18 protein-coding genes are annotated in these 24,638 nt (G+C 72.9%); 6 read left to right on the forward strand and 12 right to left on the reverse strand.

Going from position 1 to position 24,638, the window contains the following annotated elements:
* Positions 1-8: 8 nt before the first annotated feature.
* The 7 genes from ACZ6ZN_RS18670 to ACZ6ZN_RS18700 all read right to left on the reverse strand — a co-directional run bounded on the left by ACZ6ZN_RS18670 (position 9) and on the right by ACZ6ZN_RS18700 (position 10,132).
* On the reverse strand, positions 9-1,586 hold the full coding sequence (locus ACZ6ZN_RS18670) for a VWA domain-containing protein (RefSeq protein WP_469647513.1): 1,578 nt from the start codon (positions 1,584-1,586) through the stop codon (positions 9-11).
* A 30-nt stretch (positions 1,587-1,616) separates the two neighbouring features.
* Positions 1,617-4,217: a hypothetical protein gene (locus ACZ6ZN_RS18675; RefSeq protein WP_469647514.1), complete on the reverse strand. Its 2,601-nt coding sequence runs from the start codon at positions 4,215-4,217 to the stop codon at positions 1,617-1,619.
* A gap of 38 nt (positions 4,218-4,255) precedes the next feature.
* Complete coding sequence (locus tag ACZ6ZN_RS18680; RefSeq protein ID WP_469647517.1) at positions 4,256-5,605, reverse strand: hypothetical protein; 1,350 nt, start codon at positions 5,603-5,605, stop codon at positions 4,256-4,258.
* Positions 5,606-5,706: 101 nt separating this feature from the next.
* Positions 5,707-7,434, reverse strand: a complete 1,728-nt coding sequence (locus ACZ6ZN_RS18685; protein ID WP_469647519.1) for a hypothetical protein — start codon at positions 7,432-7,434, stop codon at positions 5,707-5,709.
* Positions 7,435-8,203: 769 nt separating this feature from the next.
* Positions 8,204-8,596, reverse strand: a complete 393-nt coding sequence (locus ACZ6ZN_RS18690) for a VOC family protein (protein ID WP_398111672.1) — start codon at positions 8,594-8,596, stop codon at positions 8,204-8,206.
* Positions 8,593-8,901, reverse strand: coding sequence for an ArsR/SmtB family transcription factor (locus ACZ6ZN_RS18695; RefSeq protein WP_451877924.1), 309 nt, complete (start codon positions 8,899-8,901; stop codon positions 8,593-8,595). Before ACZ6ZN_RS18695 ends, ACZ6ZN_RS18690 begins: the two co-directional genes overlap by 4 nt.
* 103 nt (positions 8,902-9,004) lie before the next feature.
* On the reverse strand, positions 9,005-10,132 hold the full coding sequence (locus ACZ6ZN_RS18700) for a PP2C family protein-serine/threonine phosphatase (protein ID WP_469647522.1): 1,128 nt from the start codon (positions 10,130-10,132) through the stop codon (positions 9,005-9,007).
* A gap of 174 nt (positions 10,133-10,306) precedes the next feature.
* On the opposite strand from ACZ6ZN_RS18700, the gene ACZ6ZN_RS18705 reads away from it, so the two are divergent.
* Positions 10,307-12,979 carry a SpoIIE family protein phosphatase gene (locus tag ACZ6ZN_RS18705; protein ID WP_469647524.1) on the forward strand — a complete coding sequence of 891 codons (2,673 nt, stop codon included), beginning with the start codon at positions 10,307-10,309 and terminating at the stop codon, positions 12,977-12,979.
* Here the strand turns inward: ACZ6ZN_RS18705 and ACZ6ZN_RS18710 are convergent.
* The 5 genes from ACZ6ZN_RS18710 to ACZ6ZN_RS18730 form a co-directional block, all read right to left on the reverse strand.
* On the reverse strand, positions 12,976-13,845 hold the full coding sequence (locus tag ACZ6ZN_RS18710; RefSeq protein ID WP_469647527.1) for an STM4011 family radical SAM protein: 870 nt from the start codon (positions 13,843-13,845) through the stop codon (positions 12,976-12,978). The genes ACZ6ZN_RS18705 and ACZ6ZN_RS18710 overlap by 4 nt on opposite strands.
* 9 nt (positions 13,846-13,854) lie before the next feature.
* Positions 13,855-15,192: an STM4012 family radical SAM protein gene (locus tag ACZ6ZN_RS18715; protein WP_469647530.1), complete on the reverse strand. Its 1,338-nt coding sequence runs from the start codon at positions 15,190-15,192 to the stop codon at positions 13,855-13,857.
* Positions 15,189-16,004 carry an STM4013/SEN3800 family hydrolase gene (locus ACZ6ZN_RS18720; RefSeq protein WP_469648036.1) on the reverse strand — a complete coding sequence of 272 codons (816 nt, stop codon included), beginning with the start codon at positions 16,002-16,004 and terminating at the stop codon, positions 15,189-15,191. The genes ACZ6ZN_RS18715 and ACZ6ZN_RS18720 overlap by 4 nt, the downstream gene beginning before the upstream one ends.
* Before the next feature lie 64 nt (positions 16,005-16,068).
* On the reverse strand, positions 16,069-17,241 hold the full coding sequence (locus ACZ6ZN_RS18725) for an STM4014 family protein (protein WP_469647533.1): 1,173 nt from the start codon (positions 17,239-17,241) through the stop codon (positions 16,069-16,071).
* Positions 17,238-18,197: an STM4015 family protein gene (locus ACZ6ZN_RS18730; RefSeq protein ID WP_469647536.1), complete on the reverse strand. Its 960-nt coding sequence runs from the start codon at positions 18,195-18,197 to the stop codon at positions 17,238-17,240. The genes ACZ6ZN_RS18725 and ACZ6ZN_RS18730 overlap by 4 nt, the downstream gene beginning before the upstream one ends.
* A gap of 169 nt (positions 18,198-18,366) precedes the next feature.
* Here ACZ6ZN_RS18730 and ACZ6ZN_RS18735 point away from each other — a divergent pair, with 169 nt between their 5' ends.
* The 5 genes from ACZ6ZN_RS18735 to ACZ6ZN_RS18755 all read left to right on the forward strand — a co-directional run bounded on the left by ACZ6ZN_RS18735 (position 18,367) and on the right by ACZ6ZN_RS18755 (position 24,579).
* Entirely contained in the window at positions 18,367-18,693 is a 327-nt protein-coding gene (locus tag ACZ6ZN_RS18735) for a hypothetical protein (RefSeq protein WP_398111663.1), read from the forward strand.
* A 230-nt stretch (positions 18,694-18,923) separates the two neighbouring features.
* Entirely contained in the window at positions 18,924-19,898 is a 975-nt protein-coding gene (locus ACZ6ZN_RS18740) for a DUF6745 domain-containing protein (protein ID WP_469648038.1), read from the forward strand.
* Positions 19,899-20,551: 653 nt separating this feature from the next.
* Positions 20,552-20,911: a DUF805 domain-containing protein gene (locus ACZ6ZN_RS18745; RefSeq protein ID WP_398111662.1), complete on the forward strand. Its 360-nt coding sequence runs from the start codon at positions 20,552-20,554 to the stop codon at positions 20,909-20,911.
* Between the two features lie 1,097 nt (positions 20,912-22,008).
* Complete coding sequence (locus ACZ6ZN_RS18750) at positions 22,009-23,133, forward strand: cytochrome P450 (RefSeq protein WP_398111661.1); 1,125 nt, start codon at positions 22,009-22,011, stop codon at positions 23,131-23,133.
* A 90-nt stretch (positions 23,134-23,223) separates the two neighbouring features.
* Positions 23,224-24,579, forward strand: coding sequence for a serine hydrolase domain-containing protein (locus ACZ6ZN_RS18755; RefSeq protein ID WP_469647539.1), 1,356 nt, complete (start codon positions 23,224-23,226; stop codon positions 24,577-24,579).
* Positions 24,580-24,638 lie beyond the last annotated feature (59 nt).

Below are 24,638 nucleotides of genomic sequence, written 5' to 3' on the forward strand. Positions count from 1 at the left end.
CGTGGGCGTCACCGCAGGACGGATGCCTCGGTCGTCGTCTCGTGCGAGAGGCCGATGCCGCACAGCACCGTCGACTTGCCCAGTTCGCAGGTTCCGGTGTCCCGCAGGGGTGCCCCGCCGGGACGCGACGCCTCACGCTCGCAGTCCAGCAGGAGGACCGGACGGCCGCCGTCCTGCCGGCCACGGACGGTGACGCGGGCGCGCACCTGCCCGGCGTCCGTGTCCTGGACGACTTCCCGGCCGCGCAGCGGGATGGTCTGACGGTCACCGGTGCGCAGATCGGTGACGACGAGGAAGCCGGAGAGCTCCGGGTGGAGCTGCTTGTGGCGGCGCCACCAGGCCGCGCTCCCGAGCAGCAGCACGAGCAGGACCAGAGGGTAGAGCCAGCCGGGCGTCCGGCCGGGCACGGTGCCCCGCACGTCGAGTTCGGTGACGACGGGCCTGCCCGTGGCGAAGCTGCCCTCCGCCAGGGAGCCACGGATCGTGGACGTCCAGGGGGAGGAGACCCGGGTGTGCAGGAAGGCGTGCGTGGTGAAGTCGCGCGAGACGGGCACCAGGCTGAACCGGGGTTCCTGACGCCACGACAGGGTCACCCGCACCGTCTTCCTGGCACCCGGCTGGAGGGTGACGGGACCGCCGGGCGTGGTCACCTCGGCGTCCCCGGAGCCCGTCAGCCGTACCTCCAGCGGTACGTGCCGGGCCTTGGAGCGGAGGGTGACCGTGAGCGTCCTGGTGCGTTCCCCGGTGGTGTCGCCGGCCCCCACGGTGATCGCGCCGGCCCGGCCGCGGCGTACGTCCTCTCCGGCGACGGCGACGGTGACCGTGCCGCCCCGGTCGGCCCGCAGCAGACTCACCGCCTTCTGCGCGCGTACCTGGTCCTTGGCAGTGCTGAGCTGCGTGCCGAGGGCGGCCGGGTCGGCCGGCAGGATGCGCGGGGTGCCGAAGGCGCTCCCCAGGACCTCGGAGACGCCGGTGCCGTCGGTGAGGGGCAGGCCGTACCCCATGATCCTGCGATCCGTGCCCAGCGCGTCGAAGCGGTCCCGCACCTTGTCCCATGCGGGGCTGCCCAGCCGGGAGTAGGGGCTGCCGGGCGCCTGGACGGCCCCGTCGGTCAGCATCAGCACCGCGCCCACCGGCGCCTCGCTGCGGTCGAGTTGGTCGGCGGCGGCCTCCAGCGCGGCCCCGTGGTCGCTCGCGGACTCCTCCGCGCTCCGGGGCAGTTCCCGGTCGATCAGGTCGTCGGTGCGGTCGGCCGGGGACATGGGGTGGACGACGCTGGTGGCCCGGCCGAAGGTGACGACGGCCACCTGGTCGGCGGGGGTGAGGCTGTCGAGGAAGTCCGCGAGGCGGCGCTTGACCGTGGTGTAGAGGGGCGTGCCGTCGGGCCCCTTGTCCTGCATGGAGCTGGAGACGTCCACCAGGACGACGTAGGCCGCGGGCACGTCGTCGACCTTGAGCGAGCGGTAGATGTCGTCGCGGGGGACGGGAGCGGGCGCGGCCGTTCCGGGGGGAGCGCCGGCCAGGGCCAGCAGGGTCGTGAGGACGAGCAGCAGAGCGGCACGGGCCGTCGGCCGGGTGGTCGCCATGGCAGGGGTCTCCCTTGGTGGGTGGGTCCGTCAGCCGCGGATGCGGCCGGCGGATCTGTCGAGCGCGTGGAGCCGGCTGATCTCCTCGTCGTAGCGCCGTTGCTCCTCCTGGAGGCGCTGGATCTCCCGGAGTGCTTCGGCCTTGCTGGTGGTCAGTTCGCGGATGGCGTGGTCGCAGTAGTGCCGCAGGACCGGGCTGTTGCGTCCGTTGAGGGCGAGGGCGCGCTCCAGGTCCTCGCACTCCTCCAGGGCGCGGCCGTCACCGGCGTACCGCGCCCACTGCCGGCGGTACGCCTCGAGGAAGGACCGGACCCGTTCGCCGGGCCGGCCGCGCAGGGCCCAGGCCTCCAGGGCGGCGCGGATCCCCTCGTTCGCGGCGCCGGTGCGGCGGGCCGAGCACGCGTGGGCGGCGAACGTCTCGCAGTCCTGCGGTGTGCCGGACAGGTGCAGGGCGACCCGGTGCACCTCGCGCAGGGCGAGGGCCGAACGCAGCCGTGGCAGTCGCTCCGCGATCCGCTCGAGCCAGGCCCGGTCGGCTTCCGTCTCCTTCCAGTACGGCACTTCGGTGGCCAGGCGCTCCACCGTGTCGGCCACGAGGTCCGCGTAGGAGCCGGGACCGTCGAGGATGCGCATGCTCAGGTGACGGGCGGCCGGCCCCGGTCCCCGGCCGGTGTCCGGGTCGACGTCGAACACCCCGGTCAGCAGGTGCTGGACGACCATGGCGGCGTACGGGCGGACGGAGCGCGGATCCAGTTCCGCCTGGAAGGCGGACAGATAGGTGTCGACCCTGCCCACCGGGTCGTGCGAGCCCGGCACGGACGCCGGGGCGACCGCGCCGGTGAAGCCGGCGGGTGGCAGCCCGATCAGCCCGCACAGCACGTCCCAGCGGGCCGCGGTCTCCGGTCGCAGTGCGGCCGGAGACCGCGCGAGCGCCCGGGTGAGCAGCGCGTGTGGCGTCCCGTCCACCGCGGTCGGCCGTTTGCGCAGAACGGAGTCGACGAGGCCGTGGAAGAAGTCGGGCCGCAGCAGGTGGTCGGTGTGCCCGCAGACGACTGCCGCCTCCAGCAGACGCGCGGCGGCGTCCGGTTGGCTCGCGGCCCACTTGCGCGCAGGCCCGGCCGAAGCGGCTCCCGACCGCAACAGGTCGATGAGGTGGGGGAGCTCGGGATGGCCCGGGATCGACGCGTCCGGCCCTTCGCACAGCCACGCGAGCCAGGCGCGGAGTCTGCCGGCGGGGTCCGCCGTCTCGTACTGGGCGCGGACCAGCCGCCCGGCGAGGCCGGGGACGCTGCGCAGGAGGGACTGGGTGAGGGTCATGGTGCCCGGCGTGAACGGGGCCACGACGGCCAGCAGTTGCTCCGCCACCGGGTCGGGAGTGTCCTCCGGCAGGTCCTGCCGTACCTCTTCGATGACGTAGGCCAGCGCACCGTCGAGCGGGTGCAGCCCTTCCCGGCTGCCGGGCAGCGCGGCGCGCATGCTCTCGAAGTTGCAGCGGGCGATGTCGGTGCGGTGGCCGAGCAGATCGTCGATCAGCTTGTTGCGGTACTTGTCGGCGGTCTCCGCGTCGGCCATGTGGGCGGCGAGGACCGACAGGTCGGGGGAGGGGTCCGCCAGTTTGCGGGTGGCCAGCACGTCGAGCGAGTCGGGGTCGATCCGCGGCCTGCTCAGTGCCAGGTCGATCCGCTCCCCGGCGACCTCCCGGCCCTCGCGGATCTCCTGGGCGACGGCGAGTGTGGGGTTGAGCGCGGCCAGCACCTCCCGGGCGCGGGCGTGCGCGGACTCGGCGGCGATGTCCAACGGCGCCCGCGCGTCGGCCAGATGCCCCAGCACGCGTTCGCCGCCGTGCTCGCTCCAGCTGCGGATGAGCAGGTCGTGGTACGAGCGTGCCCCGGCGGACAGCGCGTCGAGGTTCGGCTCCTTCCGGCCCCAGGCCAGGCTCGCCCGGCCGGGATCCGCGGCGTTCCCCCAGTAAAGGCGCATCGGCACGTCCGAGCCGAAACTGGTGCAGGTGGCGGCGGACAGGGTGGCCCGCATGCCGAACGGCAGCAGGGCGGCCACGGCGTCGAGCACGAGCAGCAGGTCCAGGGGCGGCCAGCCGCCGGCGCCGGTGACGACGAGGGTGCCGTCCAGCAGATGGGCCGCCGCCGCGGCCAGCCACAGCGGACCGTCGGACATACGAGGGGTGACCAAGGGGGCGATCCGGGTGAGCAGTTGGTCCCCGGGCGAGAACGGCAGGGCGGCCGGGCCCGCGGCCGGCAGCGCCAGCCGTGGCGCGATGTCGAGAGCGGCCCCGGCGAGGGCGCACCAGCCCAGTCCGGCGGCGTGGACGTCGTCACGGGGGACGGCGAGGTGGGTGATGCGGTAGATGGGGCGGTTCGCGTGGTCGAGGGCGTCCGTGCTGTCCAGGAGGAAGACCCCGACCGTCGGGGTCCCGTCCGGCTGGGCGGTGGGCCCGATGGTGATCCACGGCAACTGCTCCCCGTGGGTCGGTGTCCCGGGTGACCAGCGGTGGATGGCGCTGTTGAAGTCGGCGCTGCGGTCGGGTGGGTGGGCGGCGAGGACCTGGTAGCCGCCGTTGGTACGGGGCTCCTTGCCCCACACGGCCCAGTCGGCGATCAGCCCCGGTTCCATGGTGTCTCCTCTCGTTCGAGCGGGTGGCGGGAGCCGGATCAGGACTGCGCGGGGCCGTAGCCCCGGAGGAACAGGAAGGGCTCGAGGATGTTGATGGGCTGCGGGGAGGCGATGAAGCGGATGCTGTCCTCCACCTGGTTGACCAGGTAGGGGTTCTCGAAGTCGAAGCCGCGCTCGGGATCCACCCAGAAGCCGATGGCGGAGCACACGAAGTAGCCGACGTTCTCGGGGGCGAAGAACGACTCGATCTGCTGCTGGATCTCCCGCAGACTGCCGTGCGGGAAGGTCTCGCACAGGCCGTCGAAGAGACGCTTGGCGTCCACGACCTCGGGCTGGCCGGTACGCGGATTGAGACGGACGTTGCCCTGGGCGCAGGCGAAGCGGAAGACGCGGTCGTCGTCGAACTTGGCCAGGCACACCGCGATGCGGTGCGGCAGCAGGTTGCCCTGCCGGATGCCCCGGATGTTGGTCTCGGTGAGGACTCCGGCCAGGACCTCGGTGAAGAAGTCCGCGTTCTGGCGGGCGTCGGCCTTCGCCGCCCGGTCGTCACTGTTGACCTGCCACTCGCGCACCGGGTCGACGACGTAGACCATGGCCCGCGAGTCGGCCAAGTCCGTGATGAGTCTGGCCTCGTGCTGGGCGCCGGTCTGCGAGTGCGGGTCGAACGCTTCGCCGGGCATGTCGCGGACGGTGACCTTGAACTCGGTGCGCCGGGGTTCGGCAGGGGCGCTGCGCCGCCACCATCTGCGCCCGCTCCCGGAGAGCGAGGCGTCGCGGAGGTCCCCGGCCAGGGTGAAACGGACCGGGCGCTGCTCGGTCAGGGTGGAGGGGGGAAACCGGCGTTCGCGGTAGAGGATGTGGCCGAGTTCGCCGAGGAACTTGCGCGAGACATGGTCCTCGGGCCAAATGTTCCACTTGCCGTACACCGGGTCCTGGCGGGCCCGCGACAACGCCGCCAGCAACGTGGACTTGCCGCTCTCCATGCCGCCCCAGAGCGTGACGGTCGACTCGGGCGCGGACGCGGCCTCCGGCGACTGGGCGTCCGCCACCGGGAGTTGCTGTGGTGCCACGGCCTTCCGGCCCTTCTTCGCCGGCCGGGTCGCCGGTGCCGGCGGGGCCTCGTCGTCGACCTTCTCCAGGAAGACCCGGGGGAGGTCGCTCGTGTCCGGCGCGGACCGCGGGGGAGGGGGGACGGGGGGTGCGGAGCCGTCGGCTACGGAGTCGGTCGGCGGGAGCGGCGTCGGCGGGAGGGCGACGCGGCCGCCGACATGGGTGGAGCGGTCCCAGACGGCGAACGGCCCCTGCAACTCGCCGTCTTCCTTCTTCTCCTCCTTGCCGCCGTTGCCGCCGTTGCTGCCGGGCTGGGGTCGGTTGTCGTCGTCGACCATGCTGGTGCTCCCAAGGGGCCGGGGCAGCGGACGTCGTCTGCCGCGCGAGGGATGGAGCGGTCCGCGCCGGGCGCGCGTACCGGGTGCCGGGGGGCGGTCGTTCAGCCCGCCGGGGCGTGTCGCCAGTCGCCGGCCGGGCCGTCGGCGACGACCAGCCGGATCGGTGCGCCGCCCTCGGGCGGGCACAGGGCCGGTGCGACGACGGCGGAGGCGATGCGTTCGGGGGCGTGGCCCGCGGGGTAGCGCCCTTCGGCGCCGAAGGCGTGCCAGGCGTGGTCGGCCCAGCGCGCCAGGTGCGGTTCGCCGTGCAGGTCGTCCATCCAGGCCGGTTCGTCCACGACGGCCAGGCAGGCGATGTCCTCGCCGTGGCGGATCGCCTGAAGGTCCGTCCGCCAGTCCAGCCGGTCGGGGCAGATGCGCACCGGCGCACCGCGCTGCACGACGCGGGGCGGCCGGACGTGCGGGTACGGCGGGCGGGAGCCGACGGTCAGCAGTACCCGGTGGCTGCCGGCTCTCCACAGATGGCGCCAGGCGTACACCTCCCCGGGCAGGTGTTCCAGGCCGGTGGCGAAGTCGTGGCGCAGCGGATACGGGCGCCAGGAGGTCAGCACCCGTGCCGCGTCCGCGGCCGTGCACATGCCGATGCGGTGCACGACGGGGTCCTGGTGGCCGGGCCGGTGCAGGGGGTCGTGGTCGCGGTAGCCGATCAGCCCCACACGGAGGGCGGCTTCGTCGCCGATCGCGTCCTGGACGGCCGTGACGACGCTGGCGGCTTCCTGCAGGCGCTCCGCCACCACCGTGCCGCCGTCGGCCTGCGGCCCGGCTATCTCCACGGCGATCAGCAGATCGACCGGGCAGGGCCGGGGAAGCTGCCGGGCCGTGCTGCCGGCCAGGACGGCCCAGGCGGTGGTCTCCGGGGTGTGGTCGGTCTCGCCGAGCAGACCGACGCGGTGGCCGGCGTGCAGCGAGTAGCGCAGCGTGGTGCGGGAGCCGGGCGGCAGGGTCAGCCGGTCCATGCGCAACGGGCGCCACGCCGCCGCCGGTTCGTCGATCCCGGCGCGGACGACGGCGGCGACGCTCTCGCCCACGCCGGCGCCGGGCGCGGGAGCGCTCACCGGGACCTGCACGACCTGACCGGCCGCGGTGCCATCGCCGGCGCGGCTGCCGGCCGGGAACAGGGTGCGGCGCACCAGACCCACCGTCCCCGAAGCACCGTCCACGTGGGCGGCGGCCAGCCACACCGGCACCGGCAGCGGCAGCTCGGCCGCCAGGTCCTCCGGCCCCGTCGGCCAGTGCGCGGGCAGCCGCAGACACAGCAGCGCGCCGAGCCGGCCATGCACGTCCTCGGCCACCCGCTGCAACGGTGGCCAGCCGGTGGCCCGTAGAGCCAGGACGAGCGGCGCGGCCTCGTCGCGGTACGCGTCCGGGAGAACGTCGTCCACGGCGGTGCACAGGGCCTCGTGCAGCGCGGTGTGGACCGTGCTCCCGCGCTCCGGGGCTGTGTCGTGACCGGCTCCCGCCAGCAGCAGCAGCCGTTCGGCCCGCCGGCCGGGCAACAACGCGGCCGCGGCAGGGAGTTCGCTCCACGGTCGCTCGGCCAGGCGCACGCTCCGCGGGCCGCTGCCCGTCGGCGGGCACGTCAGCCGGGTCAGACGCAGCCACTCGCACCCGATCTCCAGGAGGTCGAGGGCCGGCAAGGCGCCGGAGGCGAGCCCGGTGAGTGCCCAGCCGAGGCCCGCCCTGCTCTGTGCCGTGCGTTCCTCGGTCAGGGTGTGCGCCCAGGCGGCACGCCACGGCCCGGGGGAGGGCGCCGGTCGTGCCGGGCACACCAGCCGAGCCGCTTCGTGCCGGTCCGGTGGCACCGGCGTGCTGCTGCTTGAGCCGCTTGAGCCGTTGTCGCGTGCGCCGTGTGCCACTGCGCCGCGTGCGATCGGCCCGTCCGCGAGCAGGTCTGCGACGCGGAGCATGGCATGCAGATCGGCCGTCCGAGGACCGGTCTCATGGTTCGACTGCACTGTTCCCCACCCCCGATACGGTCACCCGCCCGCTGTGTGAAGTGGGCGGGCGACCGCTGTTGCATGTGCATCAGGCATGGAATATCCCGTGTGCGCGGGGCCATGGCTGATCGCAAAGGCGGACTCCCCAGTCCGTTTGCGGGGTTCATATTATCGCTCGCTGACCGGGTGTCACCGTTATTCGCGCGCTTCTTGCTTTTGATATTCCAGTCAACGACGAATGACAATTAGGGAGCCGAACAAGGCCGATTCCAGGCCCTCCGGGGTGCCTTTTCGATCAGTGCTGTCCCGGTTTGATCGGCCGTCGCCTGGGGTTTTCGGCTGTGGGGTCGAAGGAGGGGCGCCTGTTCGGCTCGCCGTACGCGGACGCCTTTGTGTCGAAAGATTGGCGAGTCCACATCAATCTCGCATGGAACTCGCCCGAAAAGCGTGCGGTGGCATTCCGTCATGCGGCGAGACGAAAAGGGGATCGGGTCTATGGTCCGGCACGGGCGCCGCCGGTGTTCCGGGCGCGCGGCGCGGCCGCTGACGGGCCGGCTCCGGCGTGGTGGTCGCCGCAGCCGGCCGCGCGGATCGGCTGCGCCTACTGCGGCTGGGTGGCGATCTGGATCAGGTTCCCGCAGGTGTCCTCGAAGACGGCGGTCGTCACCGGACCCATCTCCACCGGCTCCTGGGTGAAGCGGACGCCGTGGCCGCGCAGGCGCTCGTACTCCGCCCTGACGTCCTCGACGGCGAACTGGGCCAGCGGGATGCCGTCCTCCACGAGGGCGTCGCGGTAGGTCCGGGCGGCCGGGTGGCCCATGGGCTCCAGGAGGAGTTCGGGGCCGTCGGGGTTCTCCGGGGAGACGACGGTCAGCCACCGGTCCTTCTCCCCGACCGGAACGTCGTGCTTCTTCACGAAGCCGAGGACCTCGGTGTAGAAGCGCAGGGCCGCCGCCTGGTCGTCGACGAACACGCTGGTCAGGTGGATCTTCATGAAGTGCTCTCTTCCGGTTCGGTTCCGTCGGGGTCGGCCGTGAGCCACCGCTCGGCTATCTGCCGGAGCGGAGCGGTACGCAGGTCGTGGAACTTGTAGCGCCCCTCCCGCCTGGTCTGGACGAGCCCGGCGCCCTCCAGTACGGCGAGGTGCTGGGAGACCGCCTGACGGGACATGCCGAGGTGGTGCTTCATGCTCAGCCGCGAGCAGATCTCGAACAGGGTCTGTCCGGACTTCTCCGTGAGCTCGTCGAGGATGATGCGACGCGTGGGGTCGGCCAGCGCTTTGAACAGGTCATCGGCCACGACGGCAGCATAGGCAAGTACACACTTGCCTATCAAGCGCCCACGTGCCGGTCAAGCGCCTACCTGATCTGTCGAGCGCCGGCAGGGGTCGCGGGCCGCGGGCTCATCCCCCGGTGCCGAGGGCCCTGCCTTCCCCCGCCGTGGTGGGTCGCAGCGCAAGGGCCGCGATGTCGTCGTCGAGCCGTCCGCCGCTGTGCCGGAGCAGATCCAGGTGCAGTTGATCCAGCAGCCCCCGAGGGTGTTGCGGGCTCTGTCGCCGCATCCATTCCGGCAGCGGGAAGAAGCGGCCCGCGTCGTCCCGGGTCTCCGACACGCCGTCCGTGTAGAGCAGCAACTGCTCGCCCGGTGTGAAGGCGACGGTGTCGACCCGGTAGCACGCACCGACGAGCGCCGCGAGGTTGAGTGGCGGCGCCGGGATGGTCGGTTCGACGACCCGGATGCCGCCCGCGTGGGCGATCAGTGGCGGGGGATGCCCGCAGTTGAGGAGCCGCAGCCGGCCGCCGCCGGGCGGGATCTCGGCGAGGATCGCGGTGGCGAAGTGCTCGGGCTGGTCGTGGACGGGGAATGCCGCGCTATGGCGCGTCACGGTCGTCTCCAGGCGGCGGACGACGCCCGTCAGGTCCGGCTCGTCGTAGGCGGCCTCCCGGAAGCAGCCGATCACCGCCGCGGCCGCTCCGACCGCGGACAGCCCCTTGCCCCGCACGTCGCCTATGAGGAGGCGCACTCCGTGCGGAGTGCCGATCGCCTCGTAGAAGTCGCCGCCGATCCGGGCCTGCTCCTGGGCCGCCAGGTACAGCGACTCGATCTCGATGTCCTCGATGCGGCGCGGCAGTGGGCGCAGCAGCACCTTCTGGGCCGCGTCGGCGACGAGCCGCACCTGGAACAGCGTCTCCTCCCGTTGCAGCCGGATGTGGCTGCCGTACGCGGCTGCCAGGGTGACCGCGACGATGGCGGCCGACGTGTACGGCGTCCCCAGGTCCGTGTGGAACAAGCTCAGAACGATCATGAGGACCAGGCACACCGCTCCCAGGAGGACCGTGGGGAGCACGGGCCACATCGCGGCCGCGAGGGCGGGCGCGGTGGGCAGGAGGCGGCTGAACGCGATCTCCCTGGGCGTGGAGAACGCCATGCCGGCGATGAGAAGCGTCAGGACCACGGGCGACAGCCGGGCGGCTTCCCATCGGCCGCTGTAGGCCGGGCGACGGCGCCACGGCCGTCCAGACATGATCACATAGGTATCTTATCCGGCATATCGGGCACGGGCTTCGGGTGTGGTTCGGCGGCGAACTGGCTGGTGGGCGCTGGGTGAGGTCGAGCGGTGGACGACCTCACCGGCACGCGCCACCCGCCGGCCGGGGGTCCGGCGCGCCTGGCCGGTCGGGATCACCAGTGCTAGAAAGGTCACATGGCGAGTCTTTTCGCCCGTTTGCGACGCCTATCGGTGAAGCGCCACATCGCGAAGAGTGTGCGGACAGTAGCCGGGCAGGTGCTCGTTTTCCAGGTCGCCCTCGTGGTGCTGCTCGTGGGCTGTGGAGTCTTCGCCCTGATCCTGCAGTCGGAGCGGGACGCCGGCGCCGAGGCCAGGCGTCGCTCCACGGCGGTGGCGCAGACCTTCGCGCACGCGCCGGGTGTCGTGGCGGCCCTCCAGGCCCCGGATCCGACGAGGATCCTGCAACCGCTCACCGAGGCGGCACGCCGCGCCGCCGATGTCGACTTCATCGTGGTGATGGACACGGCGGGCCTGCGCTACACGCATCCCCTGCCGGACCGGATCGGAAAACGATTCGTGGGGGAGATCGGACCGTCGCTGGAGGGCCGGCTCTACGTCGAGAGCGTCGACGGGCCGCTCGGCCGCGAGGTGCAGGCCACGACTCCCGTGAAGAAGGCCGACGGCACGGTGGTGGGTCTCGTCTCGGCCGGAATGAAGGTCAAGAACGTCGAGAGCCAGTTGTACCGGCAACTGCCGATCATCCTGGGCGCCGGGGCCGCGGCGCTCGTGCTGTCGGCCGGCGTGACGGCCCTGGTGGGCAGACGGCTGCGACGGCAGACGCACAGCCTCGCGCCGAGCGAGATGGCCCTGATGTACGAGCACCACGACACCGTGCTCCACTCGGTTCGCGAGGGCGTGCTGATCGTGGCCGCCGACGGGCGGCTGATGCTGGCGAACGACGAGGCCAGACGACTGCTGGAGCTGCCCCCGGACATCGAGGGACAGCCCGTCTCGAGCCTGACGCGCCTCGACCCCGGCCTGCGGGCGCTGCTCGCCTCCGGGCGTGAGGCGACCGACGAGGTCCACCTCGCGGGTGAGCGGCTCATCGCGGTCAACCAGCGGCCCACGGGGCGCGAGGGAGGTCGAGCCGGGCAGACGGTCGTGACGCTGCGCGACTCCACCGAGCTCCAGGCGGTGACGGGCCGGGCGGAGGTGGCCCGGGAGCGGCTCAGGCTGCTGTACGACGCCGGGCTGCGCATCGGCACCACCCTGGACGTGCTGCGCACCGCCGACGAACTGGCGCGGGTCCTCATCCCCCGCTTCGCCGACTTCGTCACCGTGGACCTGGCCGACGCCGTCCTGCACGGCGAGGAGCCGGCCCGTACGGGGACGGAGATGAGACGTGCCGCCGTGTCCGGCATCGCGGACGACCATCCGCTCACCGAGCAGGGCCGGCTCTTCGACTACCAGCCCGCCACCCCGCAGGCACGCGGCTACGGCAGCGGCCGCTCCCAGCTGGTGAGCGACCTGGCGACGGCCACGGGCTGGCGCGTGCAGGACCCGGAGCGGGCCCGGGCGATCATCGACTACGGCATCCACTCCCTGATCACCGCCCCCATCCAGGCCCGGGGCGTCGTGCTCGGCATGGCCAGTTTCTGGCGCTCGCGGCAGCACGAGCAGTTCAACGAGGAGGACGTGTCGCTGGCGGAGGAACTGGTGGCGCGTGCCGCCGTCAGCATCGACAACGCCCGCCGCTACACGCGTGAGCACGCCCTGGCCGTCACCCTCCAGCGCAGCCTCCTGCCGCGGGCCATGCCCGAGCAGAGCGCGCTGGACATCGCCTACCGCTACATCCCTGCCCAGTCGGGAGTGGGCGGGGACTGGTTCGACGTGATTCCCATGCCGGGCAGCCGGGTGGCGCTGGCCGTCGGCGACGTGGTCGGGCACGGCCTCCACGCGGCCGCCACCATGGGACGGCTGCGGACCGCGGTGCACAATTTCTCCGCTCTCGACCTGCCGCCCGACGAACTGCTGAACCACCTGGACGACCTGGTCGGGAGCATCGACCAGCGGGAGACGACGGAGAGCGCCGCGGGTGTCGTGGGCGCCACCTGCCTGTACGGCATCTACGACCCGGTGACGCGCACGTGCGTCATGGCGCGGGCCGGACATCTGGCGCCCGCCCTGGTCCGGCCCGACGGGACGGTCGACTTCCCCGACGTGCCCACCGGCCCGCCGCTGGGGCTGGGGGGCCTGCCGTTCCTGACCGCCGAGGTCTGCCTCGCCGAGGGAACCCAGCTCGTGCTGTACACCGACGGCCTCATCGAGGACCGCAGTCGCGACCTGGACGTGGGGCTGGAACTGCTGCGGGACGCCCTCGCCGGTCATCCCGGCCGGTCGCCCGAGCAGACCTGCCAGGACGTGCTGGACTCCGTACTCCCCGAACGCCCCAAGGACGACGTCGCCCTGCTCGTCGCCCGCACGCGGCAACTGCACCCCGACCGGATCGCCGACTGGGACGTGCCGGCGGACCCCGCCGCCGTCGCGGGCATGCGTGACGCCGTGTCGCGACGACTCGACGACTGGGGCCTGTCGGACCTCTGCTTCAGCATGGAACTCATCCTGAGCGAGCTGATCACCAACGCCATCCGCTACGGCTCCGAGCCGATCCACGTACGGCTGATCCGCGACCGCGCGCTGATCTGCGAGGTGGCGGACGGCAGCAGCACCTCACCGCATCTGCGCTACGCCGCGACGACGGACGAGGGCGGCCGGGGCCTGTTCCTCGTGTCGCAGTTGGCCGAGCGCTGGGGCACCCGGTACACGCCGCAGGGCAAGGTCATCTGGGCCGAGCAGGCCCTGCCCTAGATCCGGTGCCCGCGGACCGGCCGGGTGGCGGCCGGGACGCGCTCCAGCACCCCGCCGGCGAAGACGTCGTACAGCGGCAGGGTCTCCAGGTGGACGTAGCCGATGTGACAGTCGCAGACGCTCAAGGGGCAGGGGCGCGGGCCCAGCGCGGCCCGGTAGGAGCCGTCGTAGAGGTTGCCGAGTTCGGTGCGGACGAAGTGGCAGCGGCGCACCGTCCCGTCCCCGTCGACGGAGATCACGGACTCGCCCGTGCGGCAGGGCAGTCCGGCGCTGGCGTGCGGGGTGCGGCTGTACGGGAACAACGGGTCCAGCGCGGTCCAGTCCTCGGCCTCGGCGGCCTGGTAGGTGTGTCCCTCGGCCGCGTTGATCCACAGGTACACGTGTTCCGGCAGGTCGGTGCGCAACCGGCGGGCGTCCGCGAGGTGTTCGGGCAGGCCGACCACCCCGACGCTGTAGCGCACGCTGCGCCGGGCGAGGTCGCGGCACTTGGTGAGGAAGCGGTCGTAGGGGGTCTGGCCCGGGTGGTAGGTGCACCACAGGGCGAGGGTGCCGAGGTCGGCGGTGTCCAGCCAGTCGGTGCGGCAGCTGAGGTTGGTCTGGATGGCGACGCGGCGGATGTGCGGCAGGTGGGACAGCTCCGCGAGTGTGCTCCGGTACCAGGAGCGCACGAGGCCCTCGCCCCAGGGGGTGAACAGCAGCGAGAGGCGGTCGCCGGTCTGCGCGGCGGCCCACGCGGCGAAGCGGTCCAGGGCGTCCCGGTCCGCGCGGAGCCGGGCCGGGGAGTCGCGCCGCTTCGCGAAGGGGCAGTAGGGGCAGTCGTAGTCGCAGGAGGCGAGCGGCCCGCGGTAGAGGACGGTCAGATCCATGACCGGGTGTCACTTCCTCTCGTAGGCGGCCATGGCGGCGCGCACCGCCGGGGAGAACAGCCGCGGGCCGATGGCGTCCGAGTGCGCGAGCCCTTCGGGTGTCAACCGCAGACGGGTGGACGGGAGGTCGGCCAGCCAGCCCAGTGCGGCGAGGGAGTCGAGTTCGGCCCCGAAGTCGTCGGCGGGTGCGGAGCCGAAGCGGGCGCGGTAGTCGGCGGTGTCCAGGCCGTCGGCCTGGAGGAGCGACTGCAGCAGATGACGGCGGCGGGCCTCGTGGGCGTCGATCCGGTGACCGACCGCAGCCCGGGAGAAGTCGGTGGTGGCGACGTAGTCGTCGATGATCCCGCGGATCTCGTGCATGCCGACGGCGTAGTCGAACGAGTAGTGCAGGGCGGAGGTGTAGGAGCGGGCTCCGCAGCCGAGACCGATCATGCCGTCGGTCTGGCAGGCGTAGTCGTCGGCGCCCTGCGGTGGGGCGTCGGCCCGGCGGAACATCCGCATCGACTGCTGCACATAGCCCTGGGACAGCAGATGGTCGCGGCCCGCGCGGTACAGCCGCAGCCGCTGCTCGTCCCAGGCCGGGTCGGCGGCGGAGTCCGGGCGGTGGCGGTCCAGGCCGGTGAGGGGGCGGACGTAGAGCGGGTACAGGTAGAGCTCCTCCGGCCGCCAGGCGAGCGCGGCGTCCAGTGAGCGCAGCCAGGTCCGCTCGGTCTGGCCGTCGATGCCGTAGATGAGGTCGATGTTGAGGACCGGCAGGGCGGCGTCGCGGATGCGGCCGAGGGCCGCGTCGACGTCGCCGCGGCGCTGCGGACGGACGGCTGCCCGCGCCTCGGAGTCGACGAAGCTCTGCACGCCCAGACTCAGCCGGGTGGCGCCGCGTTCGGCCAGGACGGCCAGGCGGTCGGCGGTGGCCGTGGCGGGTGAGGCCTCCACCGACAGCGGCACCGCGCGCAGATCGGCACCCATGCGGTGTTCGGCGATGTCGCAGAGCCGCTCGAGTTCCCGCGCGGTGAGGAAGGTGGGGGTGCCGCCGCCGAAGGCGGCCGTGGCGAACCGGATGCCCTCGCTGTCGCCGAGTGCGTCGCGCACGGCCGTCGCCTGCCGCTCCAGGGCGTCCAGGTACGCACCGGTCAGGCCGTCGGGTGCGCCGATGCGGGTGAAGAGGTTGCAGAACCCGCAGCGCACCTCGCAGAACGGGATGTGCAGATACAGCGAGAGGGCGCTCTTGTCCTCCGCCGCCCACAGCGACCTCAGCGCCGGCCGGTCCGGCAGCGGCCGGTAGGCGGTCTTGTGGGGGTAGGCGTAGACGTAGTGCTGGTAGGGGCCGGTCGGCAGGGCGGTGGTCATCGGGCGGCCTCGGCGGGGTCCAGGAAGAAGTGGGCGTACGGCACGGTCCACACGCACTCGTGGCCCAGGCGGTGCCCGGTGTAGCCGTCGTCGCCGTAGGCGGTGCCGTGGTCGGAGCACACGATCGCGAAACAGCGGCGACGGGAGCTCGCGGCGGTGAACAACCGCCCGATGTGCCGGTCGACGTACTCCAGGGCGGCGGCGTGCGAGGCGCGGGTGTCACCGGCCGCGCGGGTGGCGCCCGGCAGGTGGAACCAGTTCGGCTGGTGCAGGGCGGAGACGTTGACGAAGAGGAACAGCCGCCGGTCCGCCGGGAGTCGGGCGACGATCTGCTCGGCTCGCTCGACCTGGTTCTCGAAGGAGTGGGGCGAGGTGACGCCGAACTCCGGTTCCCAGTGGGACTCCTGGAACAGGCCCGGCAGGACCGAGCCGAGCGGGCCCTGCTTGTTGAAGAAGCCCACGCCGCCGATGCACGCCGTGTGATAGCCGGCTTCCGCCAACCCGGTGACGAGGTCGGGTGTGTCGTAGACGAAGGTGCCGTCGGCGGTGGTCTCGCTGCCGGCGAAGCTCGCCGCGAACAGCCGGCGATGAGGCCCTGGGGAGGCCGGGGTGGGCAGGAAGCCGGCGAAGATGGCCTGGTGCGAGGCGTAGGTGAAACTGCCCGGCGCGTGCCGCATCTCCCAGCGGCCGCCGGGCAGATGACGCGCGAGGTGGGGTATGCGGCCCGCGGCCGCCAGCTCCTCGGCCACGTCGTGACGCAGGGTGTCGAGGGTGACGAGGAGGATGTCGTGCTCGCCGACGATGTCGTTCATGTCGGGCTCGGTCATGCGGTGTTCCTGTTCTGTACGGGTGCGGCGGCCGGCGGGGCCGGGTGGATCACGCCGCCGGGGCGGGCGCGCGCGGGGCGCCGGACCGCCGGTGAGGCCACCGGGCGGCGGGCAGGGCCGAGCCGCGCAGGACCGCCGCGACCTGCGCGCCGTAGGTGTCCAGGCCCTCCGCGCCGCTGCCGGGCAGGCCGGTGACGCCGGGCAGCAGATCACCGAAGGCGTTGACCTCGCCGACGAACATCCGGCGCCAGCCGACGGCCGGCAGCAGGTCCACGCCGACGCACAGGGTGCGGGAGAAGCACGCGGCCGCCCGCTCGCACACCTCCAGCACGTCGGTCCAGCGGGCGCCCGCCGCCGCCACGGCAGCGCGGGCGGCGTCCAGGTCGCCGCGGCGGCCGCCCAGGTGGAGGTTGGTCAGGGGGGAGCGGCTGGTGCGCACCACGACGTGCGTGGCCCGGCCGGCCACCACGACGACCCGGAAGTCGGTCGCGCGGCCCTGCTGGGACGCCTTGGGCACCCACCGTTCGAGATGCAGACCGTCCGGCGCGAGGGCGTCGACGACGGCGGCGACCTCCCGTTCGCTCTCGTAGCGGCGCAGCTTCAGGGAGTTGTGCAGACGGCCGTCCGCCGTCATCTCGACGGAGGTGGTCGCCCTGATCCGGCCGCCGCCCGCCTCCACGGCGAGGACTCCGGACGCCGACGACCCGTGGGCCGGCTTGACGAACAGCCGGGGCATCCGGTGCGTGCGCATCAGCGTCCGTACGTCGTCCCAGCCGCGCACCGGAGCGCCGTCCGTCCCCGAGGTCGGCGAGAGGGGAACGGGTACGCCGGCGGCGTCCAGAACGGCATGGCAGCGGCGCTTGTCGAACAGCACGGACAGCTCGTCCGGGTCGTCCAGCCGGACACCGCCGCGCAGGCCGCGCAGCGCGGCGGTGAAGCCGGCGTACCAGCGCGCCGAGCCCTCCACCCGGGTGGGCTCCAGATCACCCCGCAGCAGGCGGTCCACCTCGGGATGCTCGCCGGGGGAGTCGACGCGGACGATCTCCTCGGGCGTGAAGTCCGCCGCGCCCTGCCGCAGGACGTCCGCCCAGGGCACCACACGCGGGCCGGGCAGACCCGCCGCGCGCACCGCGTCGGCGAAGAGCGTCACCCGGCGGTTGCCGGGATTGCCGACCACCGCGAAGCGCACGCCCGCCGCGGCCACCACGCCGTCCGTGCTCACTCGCCGACGGAGACGTAGCGCCAGACCGTGCCGTCGTCCTCGGTCTCCTCCTCCGCGTCGCCGCGGTCGAGGTCGACCTCCACACCGGCCGGTTCCAGCACCTGGCGCACCCGCTCCTCGAAGGCCTTGCCCAGATAGTGGTGGTGCAGGTCGAGCTTCTTCAGATGGGTCAGCGGCTGCCCGCCCAGCAGCGCCTGCGCGCCCTCGTCGGTCAGCACCCCCATGGACAGGTCCAGCACCTCCAGGCGGGCGACGACCGGCGCGGAGGCCACGGCGGCCGCCACCGCGTCCTGCATCTCGCTGTTGCGCAGGGCCAGGTGGCGCAGGCGCGGCAGACGGGCGCCGGACAGGAGGGGCGCCAGGTCGGCGGCCTCGCTGTCACCGCCGTAGTCGGGCGTGCCCAGCCACAGGTCGAGGTGCTCCAGCGCGGGCAGGTCGCTGGCGCCGATGCCCCGCACGACCGCGGCGGGCAGCCCACCGGTCTCCACGACGAGGCGGCGCAGCGAGGAGTGCTGCACGGCCGGGAAAACCAGGCCGGAGCCGCCGCGCACGCCGAACTCCTCCAGGGCGGGGAAGCCGGCCAGCAGCGGCGAGACGTCGGTCTGGTTGATCCAGGAGATCTCGCACTCCTCCATCACCATGTCGCCCAGGAACAGCGCGCGCAGCGCGGGCAGCCGGTCCCGGGCGGCGAGGAGGGCCTCGATGACGTCGGAGGGGTCGGACTCGTAGGCCTCCTCCCAGGCGCCGACGATCAGGGCGCGCACCCGGGTGGTGTCGACGGCCTCGCAGAAGCGGGTGAAGGCCGCCGTCCAGCTCTCCTCCGTGTCGTACACGTCCGCGGAGACCCGCCAGGCGACGGAGTCCGGCTCGGGCAGGCGGCCGGCCGGGGCATCGGGGCCGGGGAAGGCGTGCGCGGGCAGCCGGTACAGCTCGTGCAGGTGGTCACCGATGGTCATGCGGCTGCTCCTGGGAGAAGGGGTGTGCGATGCGTGATGCCGCAGTTCTACCAACCGCCACCGACAGCGACCGACGGTGGGGCGGCTTACCGGGGCGTTGTCAGTGGCGGCGCCTACGGTCGTGGTCATGAGGCCGGTGCGCGGTGCACCCGGCGGTGAGGGGCGAGGTATGTACCGGCAGGGAGACGTGCTGATCGTGCCCGTGGCGCGGGAAGCGGTACCGGAGCACGTGACGCACGCGCCGAGGGAGCGACGGGACGGGCGCGGCCGGCTGGTGCTGGCTCTCGGGGAGGTGACCGGCCACGCCCACGCGGTGGTGGGGCCGGGGGAGTTGGTGCGCGAGCCCGGGCCTTACGGTCCGCTGCTGCTGCACCTGCCGCAGGGGGGCCGGGTCGTGCACGAGGAGCACGCGGCGATCGCCCTGCCCAAGGGCTGGTACCGGGTGGTCAGACAGCGGGAGTACGTGCCGGGGTCCGTCCGGATCGTCGCCGACTGACCATTGTGACGTACGAGTTGGGGGAGAGACACATGCCGACGACGGAGACGGGCGGCCGCACGGGCGTCCACGGGACGAGCGAACCGGCCGGCCGGACAGGACCGCACGACCGGAAGGGACCGGACGACCGGACAGGACCGGACGACCGGACAGGACCGGACGACCGGACCGGTGACGCCAGGCGGCCGGACACCGGGGCGGACGGGCTGGACGCATGGCGCGCCCGGGCCATGGCCACCGCCCGCGCCGACCGCCCCGCCGCCGAGGCCGCGGTCCGGCGCGCCTACCGGCTGGCGGGCCTGGCCGAACCGGAGGCGGTGGTGTGGGTGGACTCCCCACGCGCGGCCGTGACGGTGATCCGGCAGCTCACCGACCGGGGACCCAGCGTGCGCGAGGCGCTCCGCGACAGGCCGTGGGCAGGGGAAAGGCTGCGGCTGCGGGCCGAGTTGGGGGCCGCGGGCTGGTCCGCCCACTGGGCGGCGACCGGCGGACGGCTGTGGGAGTCCACCCAGGCGTTGGTGGACCGGATCCGGGCCGGTGTGCTGGAGGACCTGGTCGGACGGGACACGGGCCCGGAGGCCGCCCAGGTGCGGTTGTTCCTCCTGGACGCGGTGCTGGGGCAGCACGACGCGCCGTGGCTGGCCGCCTTCCCCACCCAGGACGGTCCGTTGGGCGCACTGGCCGAGGTCTGCCGCAGCGCGGGCTGGTGGTGGCCGTTCACCCGGGTCGCGGTGATGTCGGAACGCCCGGTGGCGCTGCACCGGGACGAGGCCGGCCGCCTCGACCGCGGGGACGGCCCCGCACTGGCCTACCGGGACGGGTTCGCCCTGCACGCCTGGCGCGGCATGCCGGTGCCCGCCGCGTTCCTCACGGAGCTGCCCTCGCTGACACCGAGCCGCATCCGGGACGAGGAGAACGCCGAACTGCGGCGCGTGATGCTGGAGTACTACGGTTACGACCGCTACCTCGCGGACTCCGGTGCGCGTCCCGTGCACCGCGACGAGACGGGCACGCTGTGGCGGATCGACCTGCCCGCCGATGAGCCGGTGGTGATGGTGGTGGTGCTCAACTCGACGCCGGAACCGGACGGGACCCGGCGCACCTACTGGCTTCGCGTCCCGCCGTCGACCAGAACGGCGAGGGAGGGCGTCGCCTGGACGTTCGGCCTGGGAGCGGAGGTCTACGCGCCCTTGCAGGAGACCTGAGGCCTTCACCGGGCCGGGAACGGAACGGGAACACGGCCGGGCCGGGCCGGGTCGGGCCGGGACCAGTGTGGGAGCACCGCCATCGAGAAGAGGTAGCCGCCGGAGCCGCCGTGATCACTCGGCCTCCCCTGAGCGAACGGCCTCGGCTCCACCATGAGTACGAGCTTCTGCGCGACCGCGTCCTGGGGAGACCCGGCCGAAACGGCGGCGAGGACCTCGGCGCCCGAGGCGGGTGGACCCGCCGAGCTGCCGTGTGCGAGCGGCCGGTCCTGACGGCGGGACAGCCGAGGGCTGGTGCGCGGGAGGCTCAGGAGGCGCGGGGGGCAACGTTCGGAGATCGTTTCGGCTTCGGAACCGTGTAGAAGAGGCAACGGATCGCACACAGATCGCATACGTTTCGGACGCCGTGAGATGTCGGGGAGGGCTCTGTGAGCCGATGTTGAGCGACTCGCCTTCCGTGACACCGGTGATCTTGGTGGGATGTGTCCGGAAACGCTGGCATAGCGGCCGCGCCGGCACACCTCGTGGACCGCGGGCGCCTCACTCCACTCCCGGCCGTAACAGCTTTGACGGAGCCCCGTCACCTCCGTACGGTCTGCGTCTGGCCGGATCCGAGCGGTGCGGCTTTCGCCAACGATCCCTGGGGGGACGCAATGAACTGGTTCATCGAAGTCGTGAAGAAGTACGCGGTATTCAGCGGGCGGGCGCGCCGCAAGGAGTACTGGATGTACGTGCTCTTCTACGCCATCCTCGCGATCGTGGCCTCGATCATCGACGCGGTGGTCTTCGGGTCGCAGATCCTCAGCCTCGTGCTGGCGCTCGGCCTCCTGCTGCCGAGCCTGGGCGTCACCGTCCGCCGGCTGCACGACACCAACCGCAGCGGCTGGTGGATCCTGATCGGCCTCGTCCCGCTCGTCGGCGGCATCGTCATGCTGGTCTTCCTCTGCATCGAGGGCGAGGCCGGCAGCAACCAGTACGGCCACAATCCCAAGTTCGCCGGTTCCCCCGCCTGACCCGTCCAGGCAACACGCAGAGGCCGCCCGTACTCACGGGCGGCCTCTGCTCGTTGACAGCCGCCGGCCCCCAGGCGATGCCGGTGCCCCCGAGTCGAACCGGCGCGGGCGCGCACGAGACGGGGAGGGCGCCGACCACGAGACGGGAGGGGGTCGCGCACGAGTGGTTTCGCGCCACCGCGGTCCTGCACGCGGCGCCGGAGCGCCCCGCGGCAGAGGCGGTCATCCCGGCCCGCTCGTGGGCCAGTCGTCCGGACAGCCGTCAACACCTGATTCGGCCGAATCGGTGGAGGGGTGGCCGTGTGGCCGGAACGGCCGGGGTGCTCGCAGGTGGTCCCAGGGTGTCCCGACTCGGCCCAACTTTTTCTCCACACCCCTGGTTTGAGGGTGAAGCGCCGGGATACACGCCCTCATTGGTGGGTGCTGAACGGCCATCTCCCCTTCGATTTCGGGGGGTTGCCATCCAGTGACCCAACGTGAAAACTGTGAGCGCACTCGGCCCGGGAGGATCGTGTCGAAGCGCGTTCTTGGCACGTGAATGAAGGGTCGGAGGAGTCCCGTGCAGGGCCACTGCGCGGGGGAAGTCACTGGGGGGACGTGGTGGTGTCTGCAAGGTGCCCTGGGCGCGTGTTGCCAGGCTGCGCACGTACGGGCCTGTCCGCTGCTCGGCGGGCGTCCGGCCCGCTCGGAACCGCCGCCCCGCCGCCCCTGTTCCGCCCTCAGGTCCGCTGACGCCCCGGCTCGACCTTCCCTGAGTGGCGGATCGCCGGCCGCCTCCAGCCGGTCGACCCGACCGACCCGACCGGCCGGGTCGCATCCGCCGAGCCGGTCGAATCGACTGATCAGGCCCGCCCGGCCGAGCCGCGCGCCGGCCGCCTGACGTCGAGCGAACATTCGCCCGCGTGCCACATCGATGGCCCGCGCCGGCACGGCCACCGCTGCCCGCGGCCGGCCACGGCGCGACGACGGTTGCCCACCGCACGGGCCCGTGCGTCCCCATCCAAGGAGAAACGGTGACAAGCACACAACTGACCGGTGCCGAATCGCCACTTGACGAGTTACCCGAGCGATGGCGGTCCTTACGCGACGCCGGCCCCGTGACGTACGACGAGGAGCGGCGGCAGTGGCACGTCGTGGACCACCAGGGCGTCTCGTCGATCCTGTCCGACCCGGCGACGTACTCCTCCGACATGACGCCGATCGCCCCCACCCAGGAGGACTTCGCGGCCTTCACGCAGGGCAACTTCGTGGGCATGGACCCACCGGAGCACCGCAAGCTGCGCACCCTGGTGAGCCAGGCCTTCACCCCGCGCGTGGTCCACGGACTCGCACCGCGCATCGAGGCCATCTGCGCGCGGCTGTTCGACGGAGTCGCCGACCGCGATCGTTTCGATGTCGTCGACACCCTCGCCTACCCCCTGCCGATCATCGTGATCGCCGAACTCCTCGGTATCCCCGCCGAGGACCACAGGCTGTTCCAGGAGTGGGCCGCCACCCTCTTCGGAGGCGACCAGCTCGGCGACAGCCTCGACATGGCCGATCTGGAACGGGCGCTGGAGGCCATCGCCCCGACCGTGCGCGAGATGAACGGCTACGTCCTGGACCACATCCGGCACCGCCGTGCGCATCCCGGGGACGACCTGACCAGCAGACTCCTCGGCGCCGAGGTCGACGGAACGCGGCTGGAGGACCAGGAGATCGTCGGGTTCGTCGCTCTGCTGCTGGTGGCGGGCCACATCACCACCACCGCTCTGCTCGGCAACGCCCTGGTCGCCTTCGACCGGCACCCCGGCACACTCACCGCTCTGCGCAAGGAGCCGGACCGGGTGCCGGACGCCGTGGAGGAAGTCCTGCGCTGGCTGCCGCCCTTCCCCGAGCTGGGCCGGCGCACCACCCGTCCGGTGACGCTCGGCGGCCACGAGATCCCGGCCGACACCTTGCTGATGGTGCACCTGGGGGCCGCCAACCGTGACCCCTCCCGCTTCACCGCGCCGGACGTCTTCGACCCGGCCCGTGACCCCAATCCCCATCTGACCTTCGGTCACGGCATTCACTTCTGTTTCGGCGCCCCGCTGGCCCGCCTGGAAGCCCGTATCGCGCTCCAGATGATGATGGAACGTTTCTCCTCCATCACGGTGCCCTCGTACGACGACGTGGCGTACCAGAACCCGGCCGTCATCGTCGGCGTGCGCCATCTGCCGATCGCCGTCACCAGGCCGTAGCGCCCGTCGACGCGCACGCCCGTACCGCTCACCCCACGGGCCGGACGCGTTCCCCTCCCCGCACCCGCTCACACCAGGAGTCGTCTCCCCATGCCATATCCGACCGCCGCCCCGGCCGCAGCCAGGCCATCGTCCCCCGTGCACCAGGAGTTGCGCGGCCACCTCGACGCCCTCGCACGCATCCACCGCGTGCCCGGCGCCCAGCTGGCCGTCCACACCGGCACCCACCTCCTCAGCGTGTCCACCGGCACGGCCGACGCCGTGGCCAACACGCCGTTCACCGCCGAGACGGCCGTCCCCCTCGGTTCCGTCACCAAGGCGGCCACGGCCGCCGCCGTCCTGCTCCTCGCGGACGACGGGGACCTGGACCTCGACGAGACCGTCGGCGAACTGCTGCCCGACTTATCAGGCGCGATAGCCGACGTGACGGTACGTCAGCTGCTGAGTCACACCTCCGGTCTGCCCACCGGTCCCGACTCGGACAGCGCCGTCGGCGCCACCGCCTCCCGGTACCTCTCGGCGGTCTGCACCGCGAGGAGCACCCTGTTCCCGCCGGGCACCGCCTTCTCCTACTCCAACGCCGGCTACGTCGCCGCCGGCCGCATCCTGTCCGACGTGACGGGCATGACGTGGCAGGAGGCCGTGGCGGCGCTCGTCCTGGAACCCCTCGGCATCGTCCCCGCGTTCCTCGGCGACTCCGCCCCCGCCCGGCCGATCGCCAGCGGTCACGCCCTCAACACGGCCACGGGCCTGGTACGTCCGGCCCACCAGAACCTCGCCCCGGTGGAGGCCCCGGCCGGTGCCCTGCTGGCGAGCGCCGAGGACCTGGTCGCCCTGGGCAGAGGCGTGATCGGCAGGGACGCCGCCCTCCCGGCCGGCGTCGCCGAGCTGATGCGGCGGCCCGAGCCGGCCGCCGACCCCGGCGCGCTGGCCGACGCCTGGGGCCTCGGCCTCGCCCTCTTCACGCAGGACGGCCGGGTGTGGTGCGGCCATGACGGCAACGCCCAGGGCACCTCCTGCCACCTGCGGGCCGACCCCGACAGCGGTGTCGTCGTCGCCTTCACGGGCAACGCCGGCGCCGCCACCGCCCTGTGGCGTGACATCGCCGCGGAACTCGCCCGGCTGACCGGCATCCGCGTGCCCACCGCCCGGGCCGCCGACACACCCCGCGGACCCGCCGTGGCGCTCCCGGAGTGCGCCGGGACGTACCGCAACGGGGGCACGGAGTACACGGTCAAGCTCGACGGGGACGGCAAGCCGACCCTCTCCGTCGACGGCGACTGCCCCATCCCGCTGGTGTGCTACCCGGACCTGTCCTGCGACCTGGTGGACCCGGCCACCGACCGGATCGAACCGGGCGGCCGATTCCACCGGGACCCCGCCACCGGGGTGATCGACCGGCTGCAGATCTCCGGACGCACCGCGCGCCGCACCGGCACGGACTGACAGCGCCGCACCGGCACGGACCGACCGCGCCGCACCGGCGTGGACCGACACCGCCGCAC

The sequence above is a fragment of the Streptomyces sp. NPDC053665 genome (assembly GCF_055585285.1).

Bases quoted from the DNA above. Each gene is read 5' to 3' on its own strand.
- ACZ6ZN_RS18735 (WP_398111663.1), top strand. From the start codon at position 18,367: ATGTACCGGCAGGGAGACGTGCTGATCGTGCCCGTGGCGCGGGAAGCG.
- ACZ6ZN_RS18690 (WP_398111672.1), bottom strand. From the start codon at position 8,596: ATGAAGATCCACCTGACCAGCGTGTTCGTCGACGACCAGGCGGCGGCC.
- ACZ6ZN_RS18675 (WP_469647514.1), bottom strand. From the start codon at position 4,217: ATGGAACCGGGGCTGATCGCCGACTGGGCCGTGTGGGGCAAGGAGCCC.
- ACZ6ZN_RS18680 (WP_469647517.1), bottom strand. From the start codon at position 5,605: ATGGTCGACGACGACAACCGACCCCAGCCCGGCAGCAACGGCGGCAAC.
- ACZ6ZN_RS18705 (WP_469647524.1), top strand. From the start codon at position 10,307: ATGGCGAGTCTTTTCGCCCGTTTGCGACGCCTATCGGTGAAGCGCCAC.
- ACZ6ZN_RS18715 (WP_469647530.1), bottom strand. From the start codon at position 15,192: ATGACCACCGCCCTGCCGACCGGCCCCTACCAGCACTACGTCTACGCC.
- ACZ6ZN_RS18710 (WP_469647527.1), bottom strand. From the start codon at position 13,845: ATGGATCTGACCGTCCTCTACCGCGGGCCGCTCGCCTCCTGCGACTAC.
- ACZ6ZN_RS18670 (WP_469647513.1), bottom strand. From the start codon at position 1,586: ATGGCGACCACCCGGCCGACGGCCCGTGCCGCTCTGCTGCTCGTCCTC.
- ACZ6ZN_RS18740 (WP_469648038.1), top strand. From the start codon at position 18,924: ATGGCCACCGCCCGCGCCGACCGCCCCGCCGCCGAGGCCGCGGTCCGG.
- ACZ6ZN_RS18730 (WP_469647536.1), bottom strand. From the start codon at position 18,197: ATGACCATCGGTGACCACCTGCACGAGCTGTACCGGCTGCCCGCGCAC.
- ACZ6ZN_RS18720 (WP_469648036.1), bottom strand. From the start codon at position 16,004: ATGAACGACATCGTCGGCGAGCACGACATCCTCCTCGTCACCCTCGAC.
- ACZ6ZN_RS18745 (WP_398111662.1), top strand. From the start codon at position 20,552: ATGAACTGGTTCATCGAAGTCGTGAAGAAGTACGCGGTATTCAGCGGG.
- ACZ6ZN_RS18755 (WP_469647539.1), top strand. From the start codon at position 23,224: ATGCCATATCCGACCGCCGCCCCGGCCGCAGCCAGGCCATCGTCCCCC.